Below are 20318 nucleotides of genomic sequence, written 5' to 3'. Positions count from 1 at the left end.
AGTCCAGGAGCCACCTTCTATTTTTTCGGTATTGTTTTAATAATTTCTATTGGTACCTTGGTAATAGGGACTATTGTTTCTTTTGGTATTCTTATTTCCACAATTCCATCTTGATATTTTGCCTTGGAGCTATTCCCTTTGACCATGCATGGTAGAGGAATGGTCTGTTTGGCCCCGTGAGAGGGTATATTATCAATAAATAATGTAGTCGTATTATGAGATGTTTTAATCTGGGAGAGCTGATCTTCAGATGCAACGGAAAATCGAACAAATACTTCTTCGTGGGTTTCAAATACTTTTGCCTCAAATCCAGGTTTCTTCTTTTTGGTCTTTTTTGCTTGAGCAGATCTTAGTAAATCGAAAGACTGTGCAAAAAAATCGGTGGAACCAAATGTTTGTGTATTTGGTGGCAATTTTCCTTGCATTGCTTTTGACATCCAGTTTTCCACATCTGTTTGCTTAAATATATCCTGCTTCATGTAATCCTTTGGAAATGGAAACATCTTGTTCCAAGGTAGCATAGTAATCCCTCCAGAAAGACTTTTCTTACTTTAAACTATTCTCCTTTAGCGGAATATGTTAGAACCAATTGTTTGACGTTCACCCGTTTTTTTACTATACTAAATTAATCTCGAATTCAAGATATATCAGAGGAGGAGTGGCTGATTATGAAACATATATTTAAAAAAGGGACCAATAACCGAGTGTTACTTTTGTTGCATGGAACAGGAGGAACGGAGCAGGACCTTCTTCCCCTAGCGGATATGATTGATCCTCAAGCATCTGTACTAAGTGTAAGAGGTAATGTATCCGAAAATGGCATGCCGCGTTTCTTTAGGCGTTTGTCAGAAGGGGTGTTTGACGAAGAAGATTTGATCTTTCGTACAAAAGAACTTCATGAATTTTTAGATGAAGCAGCGGAAAAGTATGAATTTGATCGAACTAATGTCATAGCTGTTGGCTATTCCAATGGTGCCAATATTGCCGGCAGCCTGCTTTTCCATTACAAAAACACGCTAAAGGCTGCTGTGTTATATCATCCAATGGTTCCAAGAAGAGGACTTGAACTTCCAGACTTAAGCAAAACTCCTGTATTTATCGGGGCTGGAAAAAATGATCCGATCTGTCCTGCAGCAGAAACGGAAGAACTAAGCAAGTTGCTAGAAGAAGCGGGATCAACTGTCGAGGTTCACTGGGAATATCAAGGACATCAATTAACACACTCAGAAATCCAAGCATCCAGAAAGTGGTATGATTCCTTCTGAAAGAAAGCGGAGTGAGATAATTTTCACTCCGCTTTCGTGTTAATAAATGAGCAAACCATTTTCTTTCCATTGCTTCATATATTAAACTGAAGTTAGAAATAAAATCTGTACATACCTTTGGAGGAACAGAATGAAGATTATTGACCAAAAACATGTGCAAGCCGAATTAGACAAACAGATAAATGTGGAAGTATTCGTTCATTTGGAAACGACTAACGGGGCCTATGCCGGCCACCACAATACTGGTCAAGCAGTGGGTGCATTCATACGCAATGTCCCATTGAACTATGAGCGTGCTAAAATAGTTGGAAACGGACCTTATAGAATTGGACTGAAGCTTCAACACGGCTGGGTCTATGCAGAAGGTGTTACACATTATGAAGTGGATGATAAAGATCGACTGCTATTGGCTGGCTTAAATCCTGAAGGGAAACTGGCTGTGGCATTGCAAATCAGCCGGGAGCCATTTTAAGGGAAGGGAGAGAAAAGAATGGAAGCAGAAAGACACGTACTGGTAGTATTTCCACATCCAGATGATGAGGCATTTAGCTCATCTGGCACCATCAAACAGTTTACCCAAAGCGGAGTTCCAGTTACCTATTTGTGCGGAACACTTGGGCAAATGGGACGAAATCTTGGCAATCCCTTATTTGCAAACCGTGAGACACTTCCCGAAGTGCGCAGAAAAGAATTATTGGATGCGTGCAAAGTCATGGGAATTGAGGACTTGCGTATGCTTGGCCTTCATGATAAAACGTTGGAGTTTGAGGATGAAGAATACCTTGCTGACATAGTTCATAAAGCGCTAGTTGAGTTGAACCCAAGCTTGGTCCTTACTTTCTACCCAGAACACGGCGTTCACCCTGACCATGATGCTATGAGTAATGCGGTTGCCATAGCAGTCAGAAGACTTCCTGAACAGGACAGACCAACTGTTTATGGAAAAGCTATTTTAAAAAACAGCGTAGAACTGATAGGCGAACCAGATGTGATGATTGATATCCGATCCGTTGCAGAAGAAAAGCTGAAAGCCATCAAAGCACACAAATCCCAAACAAGCGGATGGGTGGAGCTGATGGAGAAACAGTTAAAAGAAAACGCACCAGAAATAGAGGATTGGTTATACCGAGAAACATTCTGGACGTATAAAGTATAAGAAAAAATCAGGAGATCAGGGCTCCTGGTTTTTTGTTTTTGTGATGAGGACCTCGGTGACTAGGGAAAAGGAGAAGAGGGGTCCTCATCGATGGCATGAAGACATGAGTGACAAGGAAAACGGAGGAGAGAAGTCCTCATCGGAGGTATAAAGACCCGAATGACAAGAAAAAAGGAGCAGAGGGGTTCTCATCCCCAGTTAACCACTCACTTATTTGAAAATATTCCCTTTACCCCCAAATCGTTCTAATATACTATTAAGGTTAGAGCAAAGATCTATTGGGGAAGGATGACTAGCACTTGAAAATAAAGAAAAAGATATTATGGTTGGACCTATGGCAGATAGGCGAACAAGAAGCATGGCTCTCTGATATGGCAACAAAAGGCTGGGAACTTACAAAAATGACAAGGCTGACAGCACACTTTAAGAAAGCCGTACCTCAGACAATTACCTTCAAAACAGACATTTTTAAAGAACCTATCAGTCAAAATCCTGAACAACTGGAACAATATGAACAAGCAGGATGGAATTATGTTGCTTCAAGAGGCCACCTGCATTTTTTCCGAAACAATCCTGAAAGTTCCGAAAGAGAAAAACATACAGATCCAATCCAACAAGCAGAGTCTTTGAGACTATTAAGAAGCAGTTTAAAGACAAGAGCATATTTCATTTCTTTACTCACATTGATAGGCATAGCTTTAGCTGTATTCATGCTTACATTAGATCCTGTAAGAAATTATCTAGATGATGAATTTTTGTTTCCACTTGTGCAAATCCTCATTTTCTTTGGTATAAATTTGTTGATTTTAAAGGGACTAATCCACTTAAATAAGTTAATAAACATACTCCATTCCAACAAAGGAATTCAACCAGCGTCTGACTTTCGAAAAAAATATTGGCAAAAGAAGATAATAGGATTAAGCCTAATTACGTTTTTTGTAGTTGTTTTCCTATATGAGGTTAGTAAATTGGGCAATACAACTGCGGCAAATAGTTATCCACCTCTTCCAGAAGGGGAAGTACCTGTCGTCCAGATGAAAGATTTTACTGATAGTAACAATCAAGAGCCCTATGTTTATGAAAAAGATAGTAATCGTGACAATTTCTACTCTGTAAGTTCCAGCATCCTTGTACCAGAGCAAAACGAACTCAATCAACTTGTCGAAGTAGAAGGGGAGCAATGGGAAGATGGAAGTGGACCTTACCGGCCTTCCTTGACCTCGCGTCAATATGTTGTGAGGAACGATTTTTTAGCCGAAAGACTATTCCAACATTTAATTGACAGGGAAGAAGAGCTTCATAGAGGTGATGCTACCCTTACTAATACAACTGCATTTGATGAACTGTACGTATTAGAGAATTCAATCCTCTCGAGAAGGGGTCATATTATCTATTATGTTACCTATTTTGGCAATGAATCTATTGAAAAAATCATTCATGCAATGGAACAAAAAATAACGGAGTAAAAGCAGATGAGCTAATAGCCTCTGCTTTTTTATTATGAAAATAGAATCTTCAGAATTATCAGTTGACATTTCTCCCCTTCAAGGTTATTTTAATGATGTTGAACAATATTACATATTGTATGATGTCGGAATAATTTCGTTATATTAAAAAAGTGAAAGGGGAAATATCGATGATCTTACATGATTCTGAAACCCTATCTTTATCAGAGATGCAACTCCTTCAATCCTCCAGGTTGAGAGACACCGTACAGAAAGTCTTTCAACATGTTCCTTTTTATAGACAAAAATTAACCAATTTTACAATCACACCTTCTGATGTTCAAACCATCCATGACATTCACAAATTACCCTTTACCACCAAAAAAGAACTGCGTGAGAACTATCCTTTCGGACTGTTTGCAATTCCGCGAAGTCAAATAACACGGCTTCATGCTTCATCAGGAACTAGCGGGAAGCCAACAGTTGTGGCCTACTCCCAAGAAGATATAAATATGTGGAGCGATATTGCAGCACGTGCCATTTCCATGGCTGAAGGAAAAAAAGGGAAAATCCTTCATAATGCTTACGGGTACGGTCTTTTTACGGGAGGACTCGGACTGCATTATGGTAGTGAAAGGCTTGGGATGATCACAATTCCGGTTTCCGGCGGGAACACAGATAGGCAAATCCAATTAATCCAAGATTTTAAGCCTTCGGTTATCTGTGGTACACCTTCTTATGTGCTGAACATTGCTGACAGGATGGTAGATTTAGGGATTAATCCAAAAAAGACTTCTTTACAATATGGAATTTTTGGAGCAGAGCCTTGGTCGGAAGAGATGAGAAGAACATTAGAAGATAAATTAGCAATTAAAGCTTGCGATATATACGGATTAAGTGAAGTAATTGGTCCTGGAGTGGCAATGGAATGTCATGAGGCGCAGGATGGTCTGCATGTTGCCGAAGATCATTTTTATGTAGAAGTAATAGATCCAAAGACCATGGAAATACTGCCAGAGGGTGAAGTAGGGGAGCTTGTGTTTACAAGTCTTACAAAGCAAGCCATGCCAATCATTCGATACAGAACCGGAGACATAGCTTCTATTAAAAGAGAGACATGTACATGCGGTCGGACGACAACAAAAATGTCGAGAGTTAAAGGAAGAGTTGATGATATGTTAATTATTAGAGGGGTTAATATCTTTCCTTCCGAGATTGAACATACATTATTGCAAATAAAAGATTTAGCACCACACTATCAGATCTTCGTTTCACGTGAGAAAAACTTAGATACTGTCGAGGTTCAGGTAGAAATGCAAGCGCATACATTTCTGCAAACAGACTCAGTAAAAAGACAGGAAATGATGAAGATCATTGCCCAAAAGGTGGAATATGATTTGAAGTCCAAATGTTTGATTCATGTAAAAGCAAGCGTGGTGGAACCTAGATCTATCCCCCGGTCTGAAGGAAAAGCGGTTCGTATTGTCGATCGAAGGTTTTCGCATTCTTAAAGGTTCAGAACTTTCAGTGTTGATAAACGTATAACATTATATTATAATGACGTTAAATAAACGTTATAGAAATAGGAGGCGGCGAAAATGACCAACTCATTATCGTTTGACCGCTTGACGGAAGATGAGAAACATGAACATTTTATGCAACGTATTCATGCGGGAGAAAAGATTGAAGCAGATGATTGGATGCCGGAAGAATACCGTAAAACATTAATTAAACTGATTTCGATGCATGCAATCAGCGAAATAATGGGAGCGCTTCCAGAGAAGGAATGGGTACCAAAAGCTCCTACGTTAAAAAGAAAGCTTGGGATCATGGCGAAAGTTCAAGATGAAATGGGACACGGACAACTTCTGTTGCGAGTGGCGGAAGATTTGATGGAGCCTTACGGGAAATCCCGTGAAGAAATTATGCAAGATTTATTTTCAGGAGATTTAAAGTTTCATAATGTGTTTCACATGGAAGCACCGACTTGGGGTGATGCAGGTCTTATCGGATGGCTTGTTGACGGAGCGGCCATCATATCACAGACGAATATGTTAGATGCATCCTATGGACCATATGCAAGGGCATTAAAGAGAATATGTGCAGAAGAAGTTTTTCATGCTCAACACGGTGAAGCTATTATTATGGCGCTTGCAGAAGGAACAGAAGAGCAAAGAAATATGATTCAAGACTCTATTAATCGCTGGTGGGAAGCTTTGTTAATGTTCTTTGGACCGGCAGATGCTTCGACAACTGGTACATCAAAGCAAGATATTACCATGAAATATAATATCCGCACCAAAAGCAATGAAGAACTTCGCCAGGACTTTTTCACTAAATACATCCCAAGAGTGTTATCGCTTGGCTTAACTTTGCCGGATGAAACGATGCATTTTGATGAAAAAGAAGAAAAATGGATTTACAAACAACCCAACTGGAACAACTTTAAAGACATTATAAGAAATAAAGGCCCCAAATCACAGGATCGTCTGAGATTAAGAGTGATTGCACACGAAAATAATGCATGGGTTCGTGAAGCGTTAAGCTCCGAAACAACAGCAGGGTGAAGGAGGAGCTTAAAAATTGAGTACAAAAGGCTTTTATAAAGAATTTGAAGTGTTTAGTAAAAGAACTCACACAGCTCCGATGCAATATCAGTTCAGTCTACTTGCTCCCAACAAAGAAATTGCGCTTGTCATGGCACAAGAAAACTTTATGAGGCGGGAACCTGCCGTGGATATTTGGGTGGTACAACGCGGTGATATTCGGAAGATGTCTCAAGAAGAACGTCAATCTTTGCAGAGAATTGACAATAAGGACTACCGAAACACGAAAGGTTATGGGTATTTGAAGAAAAAATGGCGCCACTATGAGCAGGGGATGCTTGATGAACAGGAAATCATGTCTTGGGGAGGGAAGAAAAAAGGATGAATATAGCAACTGTAGAAGAAGCCAAAAAGGATGCATCCTATTATAAAGCCCTTACAGCGTTATTATATCAACTGGCCGACGACGATTTTATTATTGCCTACAGGGGATCGGAATGGCTGGGCCTTGCACCGCATATTGAAGAAGACGTTGCTTTTTCTTCCATAAATCAAGACACGATGGGGCATGCTGCCATGTATTATCAACTGCTTGAGGATCTAGGCGAAGGAGATATGGATGCACTTGCACATGGAAGAAAAGCAGCAGATAGGGTGAACGCCGTTCTGTTGGAAAAAGTGAACGGATCCGGTACTTATCTCACCGAACCTAAATATGACTGGGCTTACACAGTTGTAAGGCATTATTTTTACACACAAGCCAAGAAAATTAAAGTGGAGGCATTGAAAAATTCCTCCTATGAACCTCTGAAACATGTGGCTGTAAAAGTGAATATGGAACTTTATTATCACTTATTGCACTGGAGAACCTGGTTCAGACAATTGTGTACAGCAAATGGTGAAGCTAAGACTAGAATGAAAGCGGCCATTGATAGAGTGTTAGAAGAATTTGATGGTGTACTGTCATTAGGACCTAGTGGTGTTCAGATTACACAGCACCAACTAATAGATTCAGAGGGAGATATTCGCCTTCGCTTTACAGAAGAAATGACGAATATGTTTGAGAAAGTGGAAATGAGCTTTCCTGCCAATATGGGAATGAAAAGTGGAAACGGCAGGAAGGGTGACCATACCAAGGATTTGGATGATGCCCTCTTAACGTTGAGCGAAGTCTATAATAGCAATCCAGCAGCAGTGTGGTAAGCTGATCCACCTTTTAGCCCAACAAAAAGGAATGATGACATCATGCAGGAAGAAGTAAATATCATGAAGGTTTGGGATGCCCTGCAGCAAGTAAAAGATCCTGAAATAGATTCTGTCAGTGTGGTCGATCTCGGTATGGTGGAAGCAATCGATGTAAAAAATCAGGAAGTGACGATTCAGATGCTGCCTACATTCATGGGATGTCCAGCCCTGGAGATTATCAAAAAGAATGTAGAAAACGAGATTAATAACTTAGCATTATTCAAAAAGGTGCAAGTTTACTTCATCTATCAGCCACCATGGACATCTGACCGCATTACTGCACAAGGTAGAATTCATTTACAAGATTTTGGAATTGCCCCACCGCCAACACTGGATGACTCCGGGGAATGGCATGTGGATTGCCCTTATTGCGGATCGACCTATACAACATTAGATAACATCTTTGGCCCGACCGCCTGTAGAAGCATTCTTTACTGCAAAGGATGCAAAAATCCTTTCGAAGCAATGAAACCTATTTCAACCATGATGTAAGTACCCCTGCCTTACAGAAAAACTCTGTTGGGCAATTACATAAATAACGGCTCTTTGAGAATAATCAGAGCCCATAAAAGGAGAGATTTTGAATGGTAAAATTAATCGCGCTTTACAAACACCCGGAAAACAAGGAAGCTTTCGATCAGCACTACTTTGACACGCATGCACCTATCACTGCTAAAATCCCTGGCTTACGCAAAATGGAAGTAACAAAAGTCGTAGGCAGTCCAATGGGCGGAGAAGGCAAGTACTATTTAATGTGTGAAATGTATTACGATAGCCATGACGCGTTAAAGCAAGCGATGAGAACGGATGAAGCGAAAGCATCTGGAAAGGATTTAATGAGCTTCGCCGGCAATCTTGTCACTTTGATGATTGGTGAAGAAGTGAATGAGTAATACGTACGAATATATCGAAGTTTCCATTGAAAGCTCGATAGGCATCGTTAAACTCAATAGACCAAAAGTGTTGAACGCAATCAACCGGCCGATGGTGACAGAAATTGTGACCGTTTTAGAAGATTTTGACCGTAACGATGAAGTGAAAGTCATGGTCCTAGCTGGAAACGGCCGCGCGTTTGCGGCGGGTGCAGATATCGATGAAATGGCAGAGGCTACAGCCATTGAACTGGAGCTCTTAAATCAATTCACCGAATGGGACCGCCTTGCTTGGGTAAAGAAACCTATAATTGGTGCAGTTCAAGGGTTTGCCCTTGGGGGAGGTTTTGAACTCGCACTGTGCTGTGACATTCTATTTGCTGCTCATGATGCGGAATTCGGCTTTCCTGAAATTAGCCTTGGCGTCATGCCTGGGGCTGGTGGAACCCAGAGATTGACAAAACTAATGGGGAAATCCAAAGCAATGGAGTGGCTGCTCACCGGTGATAGAATGAGTGCAAAGGAAGCCTTGCACTATGGAGTGATTAACCGGGTCATCCCAAAAGAATTATTAATAGAAGAAACCATGCGTTTTGCAAAAAAAATAGCAAAACAACCACCTCTTTCCCTTCGTTTGATCAAAGAATCTGTCCATAAGGCAGTGGACTATTCCGTCTATGAAGGGATGCAATACGAACGAAAGAATTTTTATCTTTTGTTTGCATCCAACGATCAAAAAGAAGGCATGCGTGCATTTAAGGAAAAACGCAAGCCTAAATTTGAAGGGGATTAAGGGGGAGATACCATGTTTGAAACCATTAAATATGAAATTGAGAACCAGGTTGCATGGGTCATCATGAACCGACCGGATAAATTGAATGCGTTTACAGAACAGATGAACAAAGAGATTACGAAAGCAATAAAGCAAGCAAGTGGAGATGAGAATGTTCGGGCCATCGTCATGACAGGGGAGGGCAGGGCATTTTCCTCTGGCCAGGACCTTGCAGAAGTGGATGAAAATATGGATCACGGACATGTGCTACGTACAAGGTATGGGCCGATGATGAAACAGCTGGCCCGTTGTGAAAAACCTGTCATTGCAGCTGTTAATGGTGTTGCAGCAGGTGCCGGTTTCAGTCTCGCCTTGGCATGTGATTTTCGAATTGCTTCTGAAAAAGCGAGCTTTGTCCAGGCGTTTATACATGTCGGGTTGATACCTGACTCTGGAAATCTGTATTTTCTCCCTAAGTTAATAGGAACTGCAAAAGCATTGGAGTTAGCTATTTTAGGAGAGAAAATAAAAGCAGAGCAAGCCAAAGAACTCGGACTTGTTACAAAAGTGGTCCCTGTAGACAGTTGGAACGAAGAAGTGGAAGCTTTTGCAAACAAACTTGCAAGTATGCCGACACAAGCAATTGGCCTCATTAAACGATCCATACAAGCTAGTTGGAGCGTTACGTATGAAGAATATTTGGAACAAGAAGCATATGGTCAGCGAATTGCGGGTTTATCAGAAGACCACAAAGAAGGGGTAACTTCTTTTATTGAAAAAAGAAAGCCGGCTTTCAAAGGTAAATAACTGATTTGAAATATAAGAAAACTTAAAGGAGATGAGAGTATGTCTACAGTTAAAGAGCAAAAAATGGAACAACTTGATATGAAACGAGACACTTATCAACTTATTATCGCGGGTCAACGCATGGACAGTTCTACAGGAGAAACGTTTACCACATACAACCCTGCAACAGGAAAAGCGGTTGCAACAATAGCGAAAGCTTCAAAAGAAGATGCGGAGAAAGCTGTCCAAGCAGCGCGTCAAGCATTCGATAAAGGAAAGTGGAAACTGTTCCCTTTAAACAAGCGTGCAAGAACGTTAAATAAAATTGCTTCTATCATGCGCTCCCGTTTCAACGAGCTGGTAGAGTTAGAGATTTTAGATACAGGGAAATCCCTTGCAGCTGCCCAAGGGCAAGTCATGCAAGCAATCGAAGACTTTGAGTTCTATGCAGGTGCGATCGTGGGACACCGTGGATCTGTGAATAATGTTCCAGGTCAATTCCACAACTTCACAGAAAAAGAACCAGTAGGTGTTTGTGCGCAAATCATTCCTTGGAACTATCCATTAATGATGGCAGCATGGAAGATTGCCCCGGCAATAGCGGTAGGTTGTTCCGTTGTTGTAAAACCAGCTACCCTAACTCCGCTAACTGCCATTGTCTTAGGTGAAATCTGCGTAGAAGCAGGAGTTCCTGAGGGAGTTGTCAACATCATCCCTGGTGCCGGATCTGAAGTTGGAAACTATTTGGTTGAGCATCCTCAAGTAGACAAAGTAGCATTCACAGGCTCTACTCCAATCGGAAAAGACATTATGGAGAAAGCTTCCCAAACACTTAAACGAGTAACATTGGAGCTTGGCGGCAAGTCTCCTAATCTAGTATTTGAAGATGCAGACATTGATGCTGCTGTAGACGGATCCTTATTTGGAATTTTCTATAATACAGGTCAATCTTGTGAAGCGCGTTCTCGTCTGTATGTCCACGAAGATATTTATGACGCGTTTATGGAAAAGTTCGTAGAAAAAGCGAAAAAGCTTTCTCTTGGCGATCCTTTTGCAAAGGAAACCCATATTGGTGCCATCATCAATCAAGGTCAATTAGATGTCATTGATGGGTATGTTCAATCTGCAAAAGAAGAAGGAGCAAACATCGTTTTAGGTGGAAAAGTGGCGAAAGTAGAAGGCTATGAAAATGGTTTCTGGTATGAGCCAACCATTATCACGGGTGTTACGCACGAAATGAAAGTGGTAAAAGAAGAGATTTTCGGACCTGTAGTGGTTGTAATGCCATTTAGCGATGAGAAAGAAGCAGTTAAGCTTGCGAATGACAGCGAATATGGACTTGGTTCAGCTATTTGGACAAAAGACCATGGCCGCGCAACCCGTGTTGCGAAACAGATTCAAGCTGGAATCGTAATGGTCAACTGCCCATTCTCCGCATTCCCAGGAACACCATTCGGCGGATACAAGCAATCCGGCTTCGGACGTGAACTATGCATTGAAACCCTTGATCTTTACACAGAAACGAAGAGCATCATTTCCTATTTTGGAAACCGTCCGCTCAATCCGTTTGGCGTATAATTAGAATATATTTTTTCTTTGGAGCAAAGGGGCATGGTCCTCTTTGCTTTTTTTACAGCATGATGAAGGAGGAGAGTCTACATGGAAAAAGTAGTGGTCATCGGTTCAGGTGTCATGGGACGTGGCATCGCATATGTAAGCGCCCTAGGCGGGTACCATACAACCTTGATTGATGTAAAAGAAGAACAACTCGCAGGAGCTAGAAAAGAAATAGAAATCATCATCTCCAAAGGGTTGGAAAAAGGAAAATTAACAGATCAAGCAGCAGGAGAATTAAGGGATAACCTATTTTATTCTACACAACTTGAGGAAGCCGTGAAGGTAGCAAATCTAATAATAGAAGCAGTACCTGAAAACATGGATATCAAGAAATCTGTTTACGAACAAATAGACAAGGTAGCTCCCGCACAGTGTTATTTTGCTTCCAATACCTCTACGATGAGTCCAACTGAAATAGGAAGCTTCACATCAAGACCCGAGAAAGTTATCGCGATGCACTTCTTCAACCCTGTACATAAAATGAAGCTGATAGAAATTGTCCGTGGTTTGGAAACAAGCGATGAAACCGCTGAATATATCCGATATGCAGCAGAACGGATGGGAAAAGAAACAGTTGTTGTAAATGAATTCCCTGGTTTTGTGACAAGCAGAATCAGTGCACTTGTTGGGAACGAAGCCTTTTATATGCTCCAAGAAGGGGTAGGTACTCCAGAAGAAATCGATAAGGCAATCAAACTTGGGCTCAACTATCCGATGGGTCCATTTGAACTTGGAGACCTGGTGGGATTGGATACACGTTTGAATAACCTGAAATATCTTCATGAAAAGTTAGGGGAAAAGTACCGCCCTGCACCTCTGCTGGAAAAGTATGTGAAAGCCGGAAGACTTGGCAGGAAAAGTGGTAAAGGAGTTTATGACTACCAATAAACAACGAGAGAGGTGTCCAATATGAAGGAAGTTGTAATTGTAGATGCTTGCCGAACACCGATTGGAAGGTATAAGGGTGCGTTAAAGGCAGTTCGCCCAGATGACCTTGGAGCAATTGTAATCAAAGCCCTTGTAGAAAGAAACCCGAATGTCCCGGTAAATGAAATTGAAGAAGTCGTGTTCGGCAATGCCAATCAAGCGGGGGAAGATAACCGCAACGTCGCGAGGATGAGTGCTCTATTGGCTGGTCTTCCGGTAGAGGTGGCCGGCACCACGATCAACCGTTTATGCGGCTCAGGTCTTGATGCCGTGAATTATGCCGCCCGAGCCATTATGGTAGGAGAAGGCGATATTTTTATAGCCGGAGGGACGGAAAGTATGACAAGGGCTCCGTTTGTCATGGCAAAGCCGGAAATGGATTATCCCCGCGGCAACATGGAACTGATGGATACAACCATCGGCTGGAGATTTACTAATAGAAAACTTGAAAAGATGTACGGTGTAGATACAATGCCGCAAACGGCAGAAAACGTGGCAAAAGAATTCTCCGTCTCCCGTGAGGATCAAGACGTATTTGCCTTTGAAAGCCAGCAAAAAGCAAAAATGGCAATGGAATCTGGCCGCTTTAAGGATGAGATGGTTCCCGTCTCGATTGTTGATAGAAAAGGTAAGGAAACAATTGTTGACTGCGACGAACATCCGCGCCCAGATACAACTTTAGAGAAACTTGGGAACCTGAAACCAATTTTTGGCGAAGGTACGTCGATTACTGCCGGCAATGCGTCAGGTGTGAATGACGGTGCATCGGCATTGCTACTAATGAGTGCAGAAAAAGCGAAGGAGCTAGGGTTAAAGCCGTTAGCGAGGTATGTCACGTCTGCTGCTGCAGGTCTTACTCCTTCTATAATGGGAATAGGGCCAATTTACGCTACCAGAAAGGCACTTGAACGGGCAAATCTGTCTGTGGGAGATCTAGACTTAATTGAGTTAAATGAAGCATTCGCATCCCAATCGCTGGAATGTATTCGGCAACTGGAATTGGACCCTGGCAGAGTGAATGTTAACGGGGGAGCAATCGCGTTCGGACACCCTCTTGGTGCCAGCGGAGCGAGGATACTTACTACGCTTGTGCATGAAATGAACAAGCGTGACGTGCGATACGGCCTTGTGACAATGTGTGTAGGGGTAGGCCAGGGAATTGCGACAATAGTGGAGAGACCACAAGAATCATAGGGCTTGGTGCCCTATGATTCTTTGGGGTATTCTCTTGGAGGAAGCTTGGGTAAGTTTGCCGTTCCATCTTTTCTATAACGCGTTACTCTGTTAAAATGAAATTACTGTAATATAGCGATTTATCTTATGTGGTAGAAAGAGGATGCTAGAATGAATACAAGATCAATGATTTTTACTTTATATGGTGATTATGTCAGGCATTATGGAAATAAAATTTGGATTGGAAGCTTAATCAAATTATTAAATGAATTTGGTCATAATGATCAAGCCGTGCGTGCGGCAATATCACGCATGAATAAGCAAGGATGGGTCCAAGCGGAGAAAAAGGGAAACAAAAGTTATTATTTTTTAACAGAACGCGGCGTGAAAAGAATTGACGAAGCTGCCAAGCGTATTTTCAAGCTGAAGACGGATACTTGGGATGGAAAATGGCGCATGCTCATGTACACCATTCCAGAAGAAATCAGAAGTGTTCGGGATGAACTTCGTAAAGAGTTGGTCTGGAGTGGATTTGGAACATTATCAAACAGCTGCTGGATTTCGCCCAACTCCTTAGAAAAACAAGTACAAGATCTTATATCAAAATATGAAATTGAAGAGTATGTAGACTTTTTCATTTCTGAATATCAAGGACCATACGAAAATGAACGACTTGTCATGAAAAGTTGGGATCTGAATGAGATAAATGGAAGGTACCAACAATTTATCCAAGAATATAGTCAGAAGTATATCATCGACAAAAACAAGATCGGGAAAGGTCAAATGACAGACGCCGAATGTTTCGTGGAGCGGACGAAGCTTGTCCATGAATACAGGAAGTTCTTGTTCGTTGATCCGGGGCTGCCGGAAGAGCTGTTGCCAGATATGTGGCTTGGCAGTCATGCTGCATCTTTATTTAGTGAGTATTACAAAGAATTGGCAGAACCAGCTTCCCGCTTTTTTGAAGAAGTCTTTGAGGACGGTAACGAGCTGGACTTGAAGGATAAGAAGTATGATGTGATGAATCATCCTTATATTATGGAGTGAGGTGAGCATTTCCACTTTGGATGGTGGAAGTGCTTTGTTTTTTGGTGGATTAGTTGTTTACATAACATTATTATGATTGATTCAATTTGTGTCGATTTTTGATGAAAGGTAGAAGGTTTGGTATTTGTGGTAGAAGGTCGACCAATAGGTGTAAAAGGTTCAATTTTAAAGGTAGAAGGTCGCTCCAATATGGTCGAACCTTTCAAATGAACCCCAAACCCCAGAACCAATCACCCATTTTCATAAAAAACCAAACAAAAAAACCGAGCCATCTAAATCCAGCCCGGTTCCGCACGCAACTCCATTCTATCAATCTCCAAGTTCCTGCTGATAATCTTTCCCTTTTTGCACATATGTATCAATGGACAGCTGAATGAGCTCTAAATCCTTGTCTGTTAATTCTCGAATCACCTTACCAGGGGACCCAACAACCAATGAACGCGGTGGAATTTTTTTACCAGAAGGAATCAATGTATTGGCACCAATGATACTTTCTTCCCCAATATCTGCTCCATCCAAGATCGTAGAACCCATTCCTACAATGCATCGCTTCCTAACTGTACAGCCGTGCAGAATGGCAGTATGTCCAACTGTCACTTCATCCTCCACAACTAACGGAAATCCTTCATATAAATGAGCAGTTACGTTATCTTGGATGCTGCATCTTTTTCCAATGGTTATTGGTCCTTCATCACCCCGAAGAACGGCGTTGAACCAAACAGTTGATTCTTCCCCAATTGTAACGTCACCGATAATTCGCGCGCCCGGTGCTACAAATACTGAATCATGAAGCTGCGGTTTCTTCCCACCAAAAGGATAAATCATTCATCACTCACTCCCCAAATGTTATTGTCTAAATATTAAAATTAGTATAACATTATTTTTACGAGGGGTGAAATAATTGATGAATAAACTACGAGAAATTCTAAAAATAAACTTTCCTATCATTCAAGGCGGAATGGGAAATATCAGTAATGCGCCATTAACTGCAGCGGTCTCTAATGCAGGAGGACTTGGTACTATAGGGGCAGGAACGATGAAGCCAGAAGAAGTGGAAGAAATCATTAAACAAACGAAAAACCTTACAGATAAACCTTTTGCAGTGAATGTCGCGTTGTCGGTTTCTCCTTATACAAAAGAAGTTCTGAAGCTCATTATTAAGCATCAGGTCCAGGTGGTGTCCCTTTCAGCAGGGAACCCCGCTCCATTTATTCCTAAGCTAAAAGAACACGGAATTACGGTCATTTGTGTGGTGGCTTCACCTAAGCAGGCAATAAAAGCAGAAAATGCCGGAGCTGATATTATTGTGGCAGAAGGATATGAAGCTGCCGGCATCAATTCAAATCTTGAAACAACGACTATGACATTGATTCCACAAGTGGTTGAGGCGGTGTCCATTCCTGTTGTCGCAGCTGGGGGAATCGGGAATGGAAAAGGTCTCGCCGCAGCGATCGCCCTTGGTGCCTCTGGAGTGCAGATGGGAACAAGATTAATTGCAACAAAAGAAGCACCTTTTCACAGTCATTACAAGAACTCTATCTTGGAGGCTGATGATCAAGGAACTGTCATTGTTGGTAGAACTGTTGGGAGAGTAAGAAGGGTCATCCGAACTCCATATGCTGACCTACTTCTAAAAAAAGAACAAGAAGGGATAACGCTTGAGGAGTTTAATTTATTGACTACGGAGGAACATCATATCAAAGGGGCAGTAAAGGGTGAGTTGGAGCAAGGTTTTATTAACGGCGGTCAAATATCAAGTATCATCAAAACGATCCCGAGTGTAAGGGAACTACTTGAGCAAATGGTTACAGAAGCAAAAGAGCAACTTCATAAAGCGATGGCACAATTCTAAGTAACAGGAAACCTCTTATCCTTTTAGAGGTTTCTTTTTTATTTACAAAAAGAAAAAGGATTTTAGGGGAAAATGGCGTATTTATTGTAAAATAGTAAATTTATTTAAATTTTTCGAATATATTGACACTATTTGTTTATTGGTGTTAATATAACGTTGAAAAAACGAATAACGTTTTGTCCATCATAGACAACAACATAATGTAAACGGTTTCAAAAGCTTACATATTTTTATGTAGCTTATAAACATATATAAGGGGGATAAGGATGAAAAAGTTCAAGATGAAATCTATTTTGGCAAGTATGGCATGTGCAGCCTTGCTAGTGGGCTGTAGTTCCGATTCAACAGGTGGGGATGCAGAGGATACAGTGGTTGTTGGTGTGACTCAAATCGCTGAGCACCCTTCATTGGATGCTGCATTTGAAGGGTTCAAGAAGGCACTAGAAGACAATGGCTACAAAGAAGGCGAGAATGTCAAATTTGATGTTCAAAATGCTCAAGGAGATCCAAATAACAATAAACCGATTGCAGACAAGTTTGTAGCAGATGAAGTGGACATGATCTTTGCTAACTCCACTCCAAGTGCGCAAAGTGCTTTGCAGGCGACAAAAGATATTCCTATCATTTTTACATCTGTAACCGACCCTGTTGGTGCAGAACTTGTAGAATCTTTTGATAAGCCAGGTGAAAACATCACAGGTACTTCAGATACACATCCTGATGCCATTGCCACTACGATCAATTTCATGGTAGACGAGCTTGGCGCGAAAAATATCGGAGTTATCTATAATACTGGAGAACAAAACTCCGTTGTACAGGTCGAAACAGTGAAAAGTCTTGTTGAAGAAAAAGGCGGAACTTTAGTAGAAGCATCGGTTTCTACTTCAGCAGAAGTTCAACAGGCTGCAGAATCATTAATTGGAAGAGTAGATGCTATCTATATGCCTACAGATAACACTGTTGTTTCAGCTATACAATCACTCATTACAATTGCAACGAATGAAAAGATTCCTTTGTTTGCAGGAGACCTTGATTCCATGGAAGCTGGAGCAGTTGCGGCAAGTGGATTTAACTATTACGACTTAGGTTATGAAACTGGCTTAATGGCAGTTCAAGTTCTTAAAGGGGAAAAAGATCCTTCAGAAATTCCAGTATCCTACCCACAAAGCTTGAAGTTAACAATCAACACAGAAGCTGCGGAAGCTCAGGGCTTGGAAGTGCAAGATGCTTGGACTGAGTTTGCAGAATTCTATGATGAAAAATAAGCATTTTTAAGACAACGAGGAGATGATTCTGACATGATAACAGCAATTTTTGGTTCAGTCGAATTGGGAATCATCTACGCAATCATGGCCCTAGGGGTATATCTTTCCTTTAGGGTCCTTGATTTTCCCGATTTGACGGTAGATGGTAGCTTTGTAACTGGCGCTGCGGTTGCTGCGACAATGATTGTCAGCGGATATAGTCCTATCACAGCTACAGTGGTGGCGATGTTTGCAGGATTTATCGCAGGATGCATCACCGGTTCCTTACATACGTTTGGAAAGATTAATCCACTATTATCAGGTATTTTAATGATGATTGCCCTTTATTCCATCAATTTGCGAATAATGGGAAGATCAAATGTGCCGTTATTAAACAGTGATACTTTTTTCACCAACATCCGTTCCTGGTGGGGGAATACCGGAATAGATGAATTTTTAAACAATATCTTTTCCACTATCGGATTAGGAGCTTTTGTTCCTAGAACGTGGGGAATTATTTTCATCATGTTGATTGTCACGTTTGCAATTAAAATCATAACTGATTTATTTTTGAAAACGGAAATCGGTTTGGCAATTAGAGCGACCGGTGATAATAAGCGGATGATTCGTAGCCTTTCTGCCAACACAAGCGGACTGGTTATTCTTGGTCTCGGGATTTCCAATGCCATGGTTGCATTTTCTGGTGCATTGATTGCCCAGCATGGCGGATATGCAGACGTTGGGATGGGAATCGGGATGATTATAATCGGATTGGCATCTGTCATTATTGGAGAGGCTATTTTTGGTACAAAAACGATTGCATGGACGACTTTTGCTGTAATAGGTGGGGCCATCATCTATCGTATTGTTGTGACGCTTGCATTAAGGGTAGAATTCTTAGAAACCGGTGACCTGAAAGCCATTACGGCAACGATTGTTATCTTGGCCCTTATCACCCCTAAATTCATTGATAGCTACAAAGATCGAAAGAGAAAAAAACAGAAGATGCTAAAACTGGGATCTTTACAATCTGCCAATGAAAAGGGGGATCAACGTGCTACATTTAACACAGATTAACAAAATCTTCAATGAAGGAACATTAGATGAAAAAAATGCGCTTGATACCATCAACCTTTCCTTGAAAAAAGGAGATTTTGTCACCATCATCGGTAGTAATGGTGCCGGTAAGTCCACCTTGATGAACATGATTTCAGGGGTACTGACGCCTGATACCGGAAAAGTAGAGATTGATGGCCGTGATGTCACCTATATGGCAGAGCACAAAAGAGCCAGATATATTGGAAGGGTGTTCCAGGACCCAATGGCTGGAACGGCTCCTACAATGACAATTGAAGAGAATCTGGCTATGGCTTATTCACGGAATAAAAATCGCACATTAAAGATGGGCGTGACTAAAAAGAGAAAAACGTATTTCAAAGAGGTGCTGGAAACCCTGCACCTTGGTTTGGAAAATAGATTAAGTGCTAAAGTTGGATTGCTTTCAGGTGGGGAAAGGCAAGCACTGTCCCTTTTGATGGCAACGTTCACTGAGCCTGATATCCTCCTTTTGGATGAGCATACCGCTGCTCTTGATCCATCTCGTGCAGAACTGATTACCAATATCACGAAAGAAATTGTTGCAGATAAAGAATTGACGACATTGATGGTAACTCACAACATGCAGCAGGCACTGGATCTTGGTAATCGCTTAATTATGATGGATAAGGGGCAAATCATTCTGGAAGTGGGAGAAGAGGAAAAGAAAACTCTTACCATTGAAAGATTGCTTGCTGAATTCCAGCGAATACGCGGACAAGCAATGACCAACGACAGAGCATTGCTAAGTTGAATACGTAGAGGGGAAAATGACCAGGTCATTTTCCTCTTTTTTATTGTTTAAGAAGATCGAATTGTGGTTAGTCTTCAATGTAATTCTTGATTGTTTGGATGAAGACCTCAGTGCGAAGAAATCAGGAGGGGAGATGTCCTCATCGGCGTTATGAAGACATCAGTGACGAGAAATCAGGAAGAGAGATGTCCTCATCGGCGTTATGAAGACATCAGTGACGAGAAATCAGGAAGAGAGATGTCCTCATCGGAGTTATGAAGACCTCAGTGACGAGAAATCAGGAGGAGAGATGTCCTCATCGGAGTTATGAAGACATCAGTGGCGAGAAATCAGGAGGAGAGATGTCCTCATCGGCGTTATGAAGACATCAGTGGCGAGAAATCAGGAAGAGAGATGTCCTCATCGGCGTTATGAAGACCTCAGTGACGAGAAATCAGGAGAAGAGAGGTCCTCATCGCCAATATGAAGCCCTTGGTGACTAGGGATTTTATTGAAATAGTCAAAGATGTGCGCAAAGGGAAG

Annotated in this window: 22 protein-coding genes; 20 read left to right on the top strand and 2 right to left on the bottom strand. The window is 41.5% G+C overall.

The window, feature by feature from the left end; genetic code table 11:
- Positions 1-17 precede the first annotated feature (17 nt).
- Positions 18-521, bottom strand: coding sequence for a hypothetical protein (locus B4U37_RS11855; protein ID WP_088018400.1), 504 nt, complete (start codon positions 519-521; stop codon positions 18-20).
- Positions 522-668: 147 nt separating this feature from the next.
- Between B4U37_RS11855 and B4U37_RS11850 the strand changes: the two genes are divergently transcribed.
- The 16 genes from B4U37_RS11850 (at position 669) to paaX (ending at position 14851) form a co-directional block, all read left to right on the top strand.
- A complete protein-coding gene (locus B4U37_RS11850) occupies positions 669-1265 on the top strand; it encodes an alpha/beta hydrolase (RefSeq protein WP_088018399.1) in 597 nt (198 codons plus the stop codon).
- 130 nt (positions 1266-1395) lie between these two features.
- The gene (locus B4U37_RS11845) at positions 1396-1737 is read left to right on the top strand and encodes a YojF family protein (protein ID WP_010193952.1); all 342 of its coding nucleotides are present in this window, start codon (positions 1396-1398) and stop codon (positions 1735-1737) included.
- Positions 1738-1755: 18 nt separating this feature from the next.
- Positions 1756-2421, top strand: a complete 666-nt coding sequence (gene bshB2 / locus B4U37_RS11840; protein WP_088018398.1) for a bacillithiol biosynthesis deacetylase BshB2 — start codon at positions 1756-1758, stop codon at positions 2419-2421.
- Positions 2422-2720: 299 nt separating this feature from the next.
- On the top strand, positions 2721-3887 hold the full coding sequence (locus tag B4U37_RS11835; protein ID WP_088018397.1) for a DUF2812 domain-containing protein: 1167 nt from the start codon (positions 2721-2723) through the stop codon (positions 3885-3887).
- Between the two features lie 170 nt (positions 3888-4057).
- A complete protein-coding gene (locus B4U37_RS11830; protein WP_088018396.1) occupies positions 4058-5377 on the top strand; it encodes a phenylacetate--CoA ligase family protein in 1320 nt (439 codons plus the stop codon).
- Positions 5378-5464: 87 nt separating this feature from the next.
- The gene (gene paaA, locus B4U37_RS11825; protein WP_088018395.1) at positions 5465-6433 is read left to right on the top strand and encodes a 1,2-phenylacetyl-CoA epoxidase subunit PaaA; all 969 of its coding nucleotides are present in this window, start codon (positions 5465-5467) and stop codon (positions 6431-6433) included.
- A gap of 79 nt (positions 6434-6512) precedes the next feature.
- A complete protein-coding gene (paaB, locus tag B4U37_RS11820) occupies positions 6513-6797 on the top strand; it encodes a 1,2-phenylacetyl-CoA epoxidase subunit PaaB (RefSeq protein WP_425444111.1) in 285 nt (94 codons plus the stop codon).
- On the top strand, positions 6794-7615 hold the full coding sequence (gene paaC / locus B4U37_RS11815; protein ID WP_088018394.1) for a 1,2-phenylacetyl-CoA epoxidase subunit PaaC: 822 nt from the start codon (positions 6794-6796) through the stop codon (positions 7613-7615). The genes paaB and paaC overlap by 4 nt, the downstream gene beginning before the upstream one ends.
- Positions 7616-7657: 42 nt before the next feature.
- A complete protein-coding gene (paaD, locus tag B4U37_RS11810; RefSeq protein ID WP_088018393.1) occupies positions 7658-8149 on the top strand; it encodes a 1,2-phenylacetyl-CoA epoxidase subunit PaaD in 492 nt (163 codons plus the stop codon).
- Positions 8150-8241: 92 nt separating this feature from the next.
- The gene (locus tag B4U37_RS11805; RefSeq protein WP_010193977.1) at positions 8242-8550 is read left to right on the top strand and encodes an EthD family reductase; all 309 of its coding nucleotides are present in this window, start codon (positions 8242-8244) and stop codon (positions 8548-8550) included.
- Positions 8543-9322, top strand: a complete 780-nt coding sequence (locus B4U37_RS11800) for an enoyl-CoA hydratase/isomerase family protein (RefSeq protein WP_088018392.1) — start codon at positions 8543-8545, stop codon at positions 9320-9322. The genes B4U37_RS11805 and B4U37_RS11800 overlap by 8 nt, the downstream gene beginning before the upstream one ends.
- A 12-nt stretch (positions 9323-9334) precedes the next feature.
- Positions 9335-10108, top strand: a complete 774-nt coding sequence (locus tag B4U37_RS11795) for an enoyl-CoA hydratase-related protein (protein ID WP_088018391.1) — start codon at positions 9335-9337, stop codon at positions 10106-10108.
- Positions 10109-10147: 39 nt separating this feature from the next.
- The gene (locus tag B4U37_RS11790) at positions 10148-11665 is read left to right on the top strand and encodes an aldehyde dehydrogenase family protein (protein ID WP_088018390.1); all 1518 of its coding nucleotides are present in this window, start codon (positions 10148-10150) and stop codon (positions 11663-11665) included.
- A gap of 81 nt (positions 11666-11746) precedes the next feature.
- Positions 11747-12592 (top strand): 3-hydroxyacyl-CoA dehydrogenase, encoded by an 846-nt coding sequence (locus B4U37_RS11785; RefSeq protein WP_088018389.1) that lies wholly within the window; start codon positions 11747-11749, stop codon positions 12590-12592.
- 21 nt (positions 12593-12613) lie between these two features.
- Positions 12614-13825 (top strand): 3-oxoadipyl-CoA thiolase, encoded by a 1212-nt coding sequence (gene pcaF / locus B4U37_RS11780; protein ID WP_088018388.1) that lies wholly within the window; start codon positions 12614-12616, stop codon positions 13823-13825.
- Between the two features lie 150 nt (positions 13826-13975).
- Positions 13976-14851, top strand: a complete 876-nt coding sequence (gene paaX / locus B4U37_RS11775; protein WP_088018387.1) for a phenylacetic acid degradation operon negative regulatory protein PaaX — start codon at positions 13976-13978, stop codon at positions 14849-14851.
- A gap of 309 nt (positions 14852-15160) precedes the next feature.
- Here the strand turns inward: paaX and B4U37_RS11770 are convergent, their stop codons facing one another.
- A complete protein-coding gene (locus tag B4U37_RS11770; RefSeq protein ID WP_088018386.1) occupies positions 15161-15676 on the bottom strand; it encodes a gamma carbonic anhydrase family protein in 516 nt (171 codons plus the stop codon).
- A gap of 79 nt (positions 15677-15755) precedes the next feature.
- On the opposite strand from B4U37_RS11770, the gene B4U37_RS11765 reads away from it, so the two are divergent.
- The 4 genes from B4U37_RS11765 to B4U37_RS11750 all read left to right on the top strand — a co-directional run bounded on the left by B4U37_RS11765 (position 15756) and on the right by B4U37_RS11750 (position 19796).
- Positions 15756-16703: an NAD(P)H-dependent flavin oxidoreductase gene (locus tag B4U37_RS11765; RefSeq protein WP_088018385.1), complete on the top strand. Its 948-nt coding sequence runs from the start codon at positions 15756-15758 to the stop codon at positions 16701-16703.
- A gap of 266 nt (positions 16704-16969) precedes the next feature.
- On the top strand, positions 16970-17968 hold the full coding sequence (locus B4U37_RS11760; RefSeq protein ID WP_088018384.1) for an ABC transporter substrate-binding protein: 999 nt from the start codon (positions 16970-16972) through the stop codon (positions 17966-17968).
- Positions 17969-18001: 33 nt separating this feature from the next.
- On the top strand, positions 18002-19024 hold the full coding sequence (locus B4U37_RS11755; protein ID WP_088018383.1) for an ABC transporter permease: 1023 nt from the start codon (positions 18002-18004) through the stop codon (positions 19022-19024).
- Entirely contained in the window at positions 19002-19796 is a 795-nt protein-coding gene (locus B4U37_RS11750; RefSeq protein WP_088018382.1) for an ABC transporter ATP-binding protein, read from the top strand. Before B4U37_RS11755 ends, B4U37_RS11750 begins: the two co-directional genes overlap by 23 nt.
- The last annotated feature ends 522 nt before the right edge of the window (positions 19797-20318 follow it).

The sequence above is a fragment of the Sutcliffiella horikoshii genome, assembly GCF_002157855.1.
Classification (GTDB): domain Bacteria; phylum Bacillota; class Bacilli; order Bacillales; family Bacillaceae_I; genus Sutcliffiella_A; species Sutcliffiella_A horikoshii_C.
This window is presented reverse-complemented; position numbering and strand designations above follow the sequence as displayed.

Coding starts and splice junctions, on each gene's coding strand:
- B4U37_RS11855 (WP_088018400.1), bottom strand. CDS start 521: ATGCTACCTTGGAACAAGATGTTTCCATTTCCAAAGGATTACATGAAG.
- B4U37_RS11850 (WP_088018399.1), top strand. CDS start 669: ATGAAACATATATTTAAAAAAGGGACCAATAACCGAGTGTTACTTTTG.
- B4U37_RS11845 (WP_010193952.1), top strand. CDS start 1,396: ATGAAGATTATTGACCAAAAACATGTGCAAGCCGAATTAGACAAACAG.
- bshB2 (WP_088018398.1), top strand. CDS start 1,756: ATGGAAGCAGAAAGACACGTACTGGTAGTATTTCCACATCCAGATGAT.
- B4U37_RS11830 (WP_088018396.1), top strand. CDS start 4,058: ATGATCTTACATGATTCTGAAACCCTATCTTTATCAGAGATGCAACTC.
- paaA (WP_088018395.1), top strand. CDS start 5,465: ATGACCAACTCATTATCGTTTGACCGCTTGACGGAAGATGAGAAACAT.
- paaB (WP_425444111.1), top strand. CDS start 6,513: ATGCAATATCAGTTCAGTCTACTTGCTCCCAACAAAGAAATTGCGCTT.
- paaC (WP_088018394.1), top strand. CDS start 6,794: ATGAATATAGCAACTGTAGAAGAAGCCAAAAAGGATGCATCCTATTAT.
- paaD (WP_088018393.1), top strand. CDS start 7,658: ATGCAGGAAGAAGTAAATATCATGAAGGTTTGGGATGCCCTGCAGCAA.
- B4U37_RS11805 (WP_010193977.1), top strand. CDS start 8,242: ATGGTAAAATTAATCGCGCTTTACAAACACCCGGAAAACAAGGAAGCT.
- B4U37_RS11800 (WP_088018392.1), top strand. CDS start 8,543: ATGAGTAATACGTACGAATATATCGAAGTTTCCATTGAAAGCTCGATA.
- B4U37_RS11795 (WP_088018391.1), top strand. CDS start 9,335: ATGTTTGAAACCATTAAATATGAAATTGAGAACCAGGTTGCATGGGTC.
- B4U37_RS11790 (WP_088018390.1), top strand. CDS start 10,148: ATGTCTACAGTTAAAGAGCAAAAAATGGAACAACTTGATATGAAACGA.
- B4U37_RS11785 (WP_088018389.1), top strand. CDS start 11,747: ATGGAAAAAGTAGTGGTCATCGGTTCAGGTGTCATGGGACGTGGCATC.
- pcaF (WP_088018388.1), top strand. CDS start 12,614: ATGAAGGAAGTTGTAATTGTAGATGCTTGCCGAACACCGATTGGAAGG.
- paaX (WP_088018387.1), top strand. CDS start 13,976: ATGAATACAAGATCAATGATTTTTACTTTATATGGTGATTATGTCAGG.
- B4U37_RS11770 (WP_088018386.1), bottom strand. CDS start 15,676: ATGATTTATCCTTTTGGTGGGAAGAAACCGCAGCTTCATGATTCAGTA.
- B4U37_RS11765 (WP_088018385.1), top strand. CDS start 15,756: ATGAATAAACTACGAGAAATTCTAAAAATAAACTTTCCTATCATTCAA.
- B4U37_RS11760 (WP_088018384.1), top strand. CDS start 16,970: ATGAAAAAGTTCAAGATGAAATCTATTTTGGCAAGTATGGCATGTGCA.
- B4U37_RS11755 (WP_088018383.1), top strand. CDS start 18,002: ATGATAACAGCAATTTTTGGTTCAGTCGAATTGGGAATCATCTACGCA.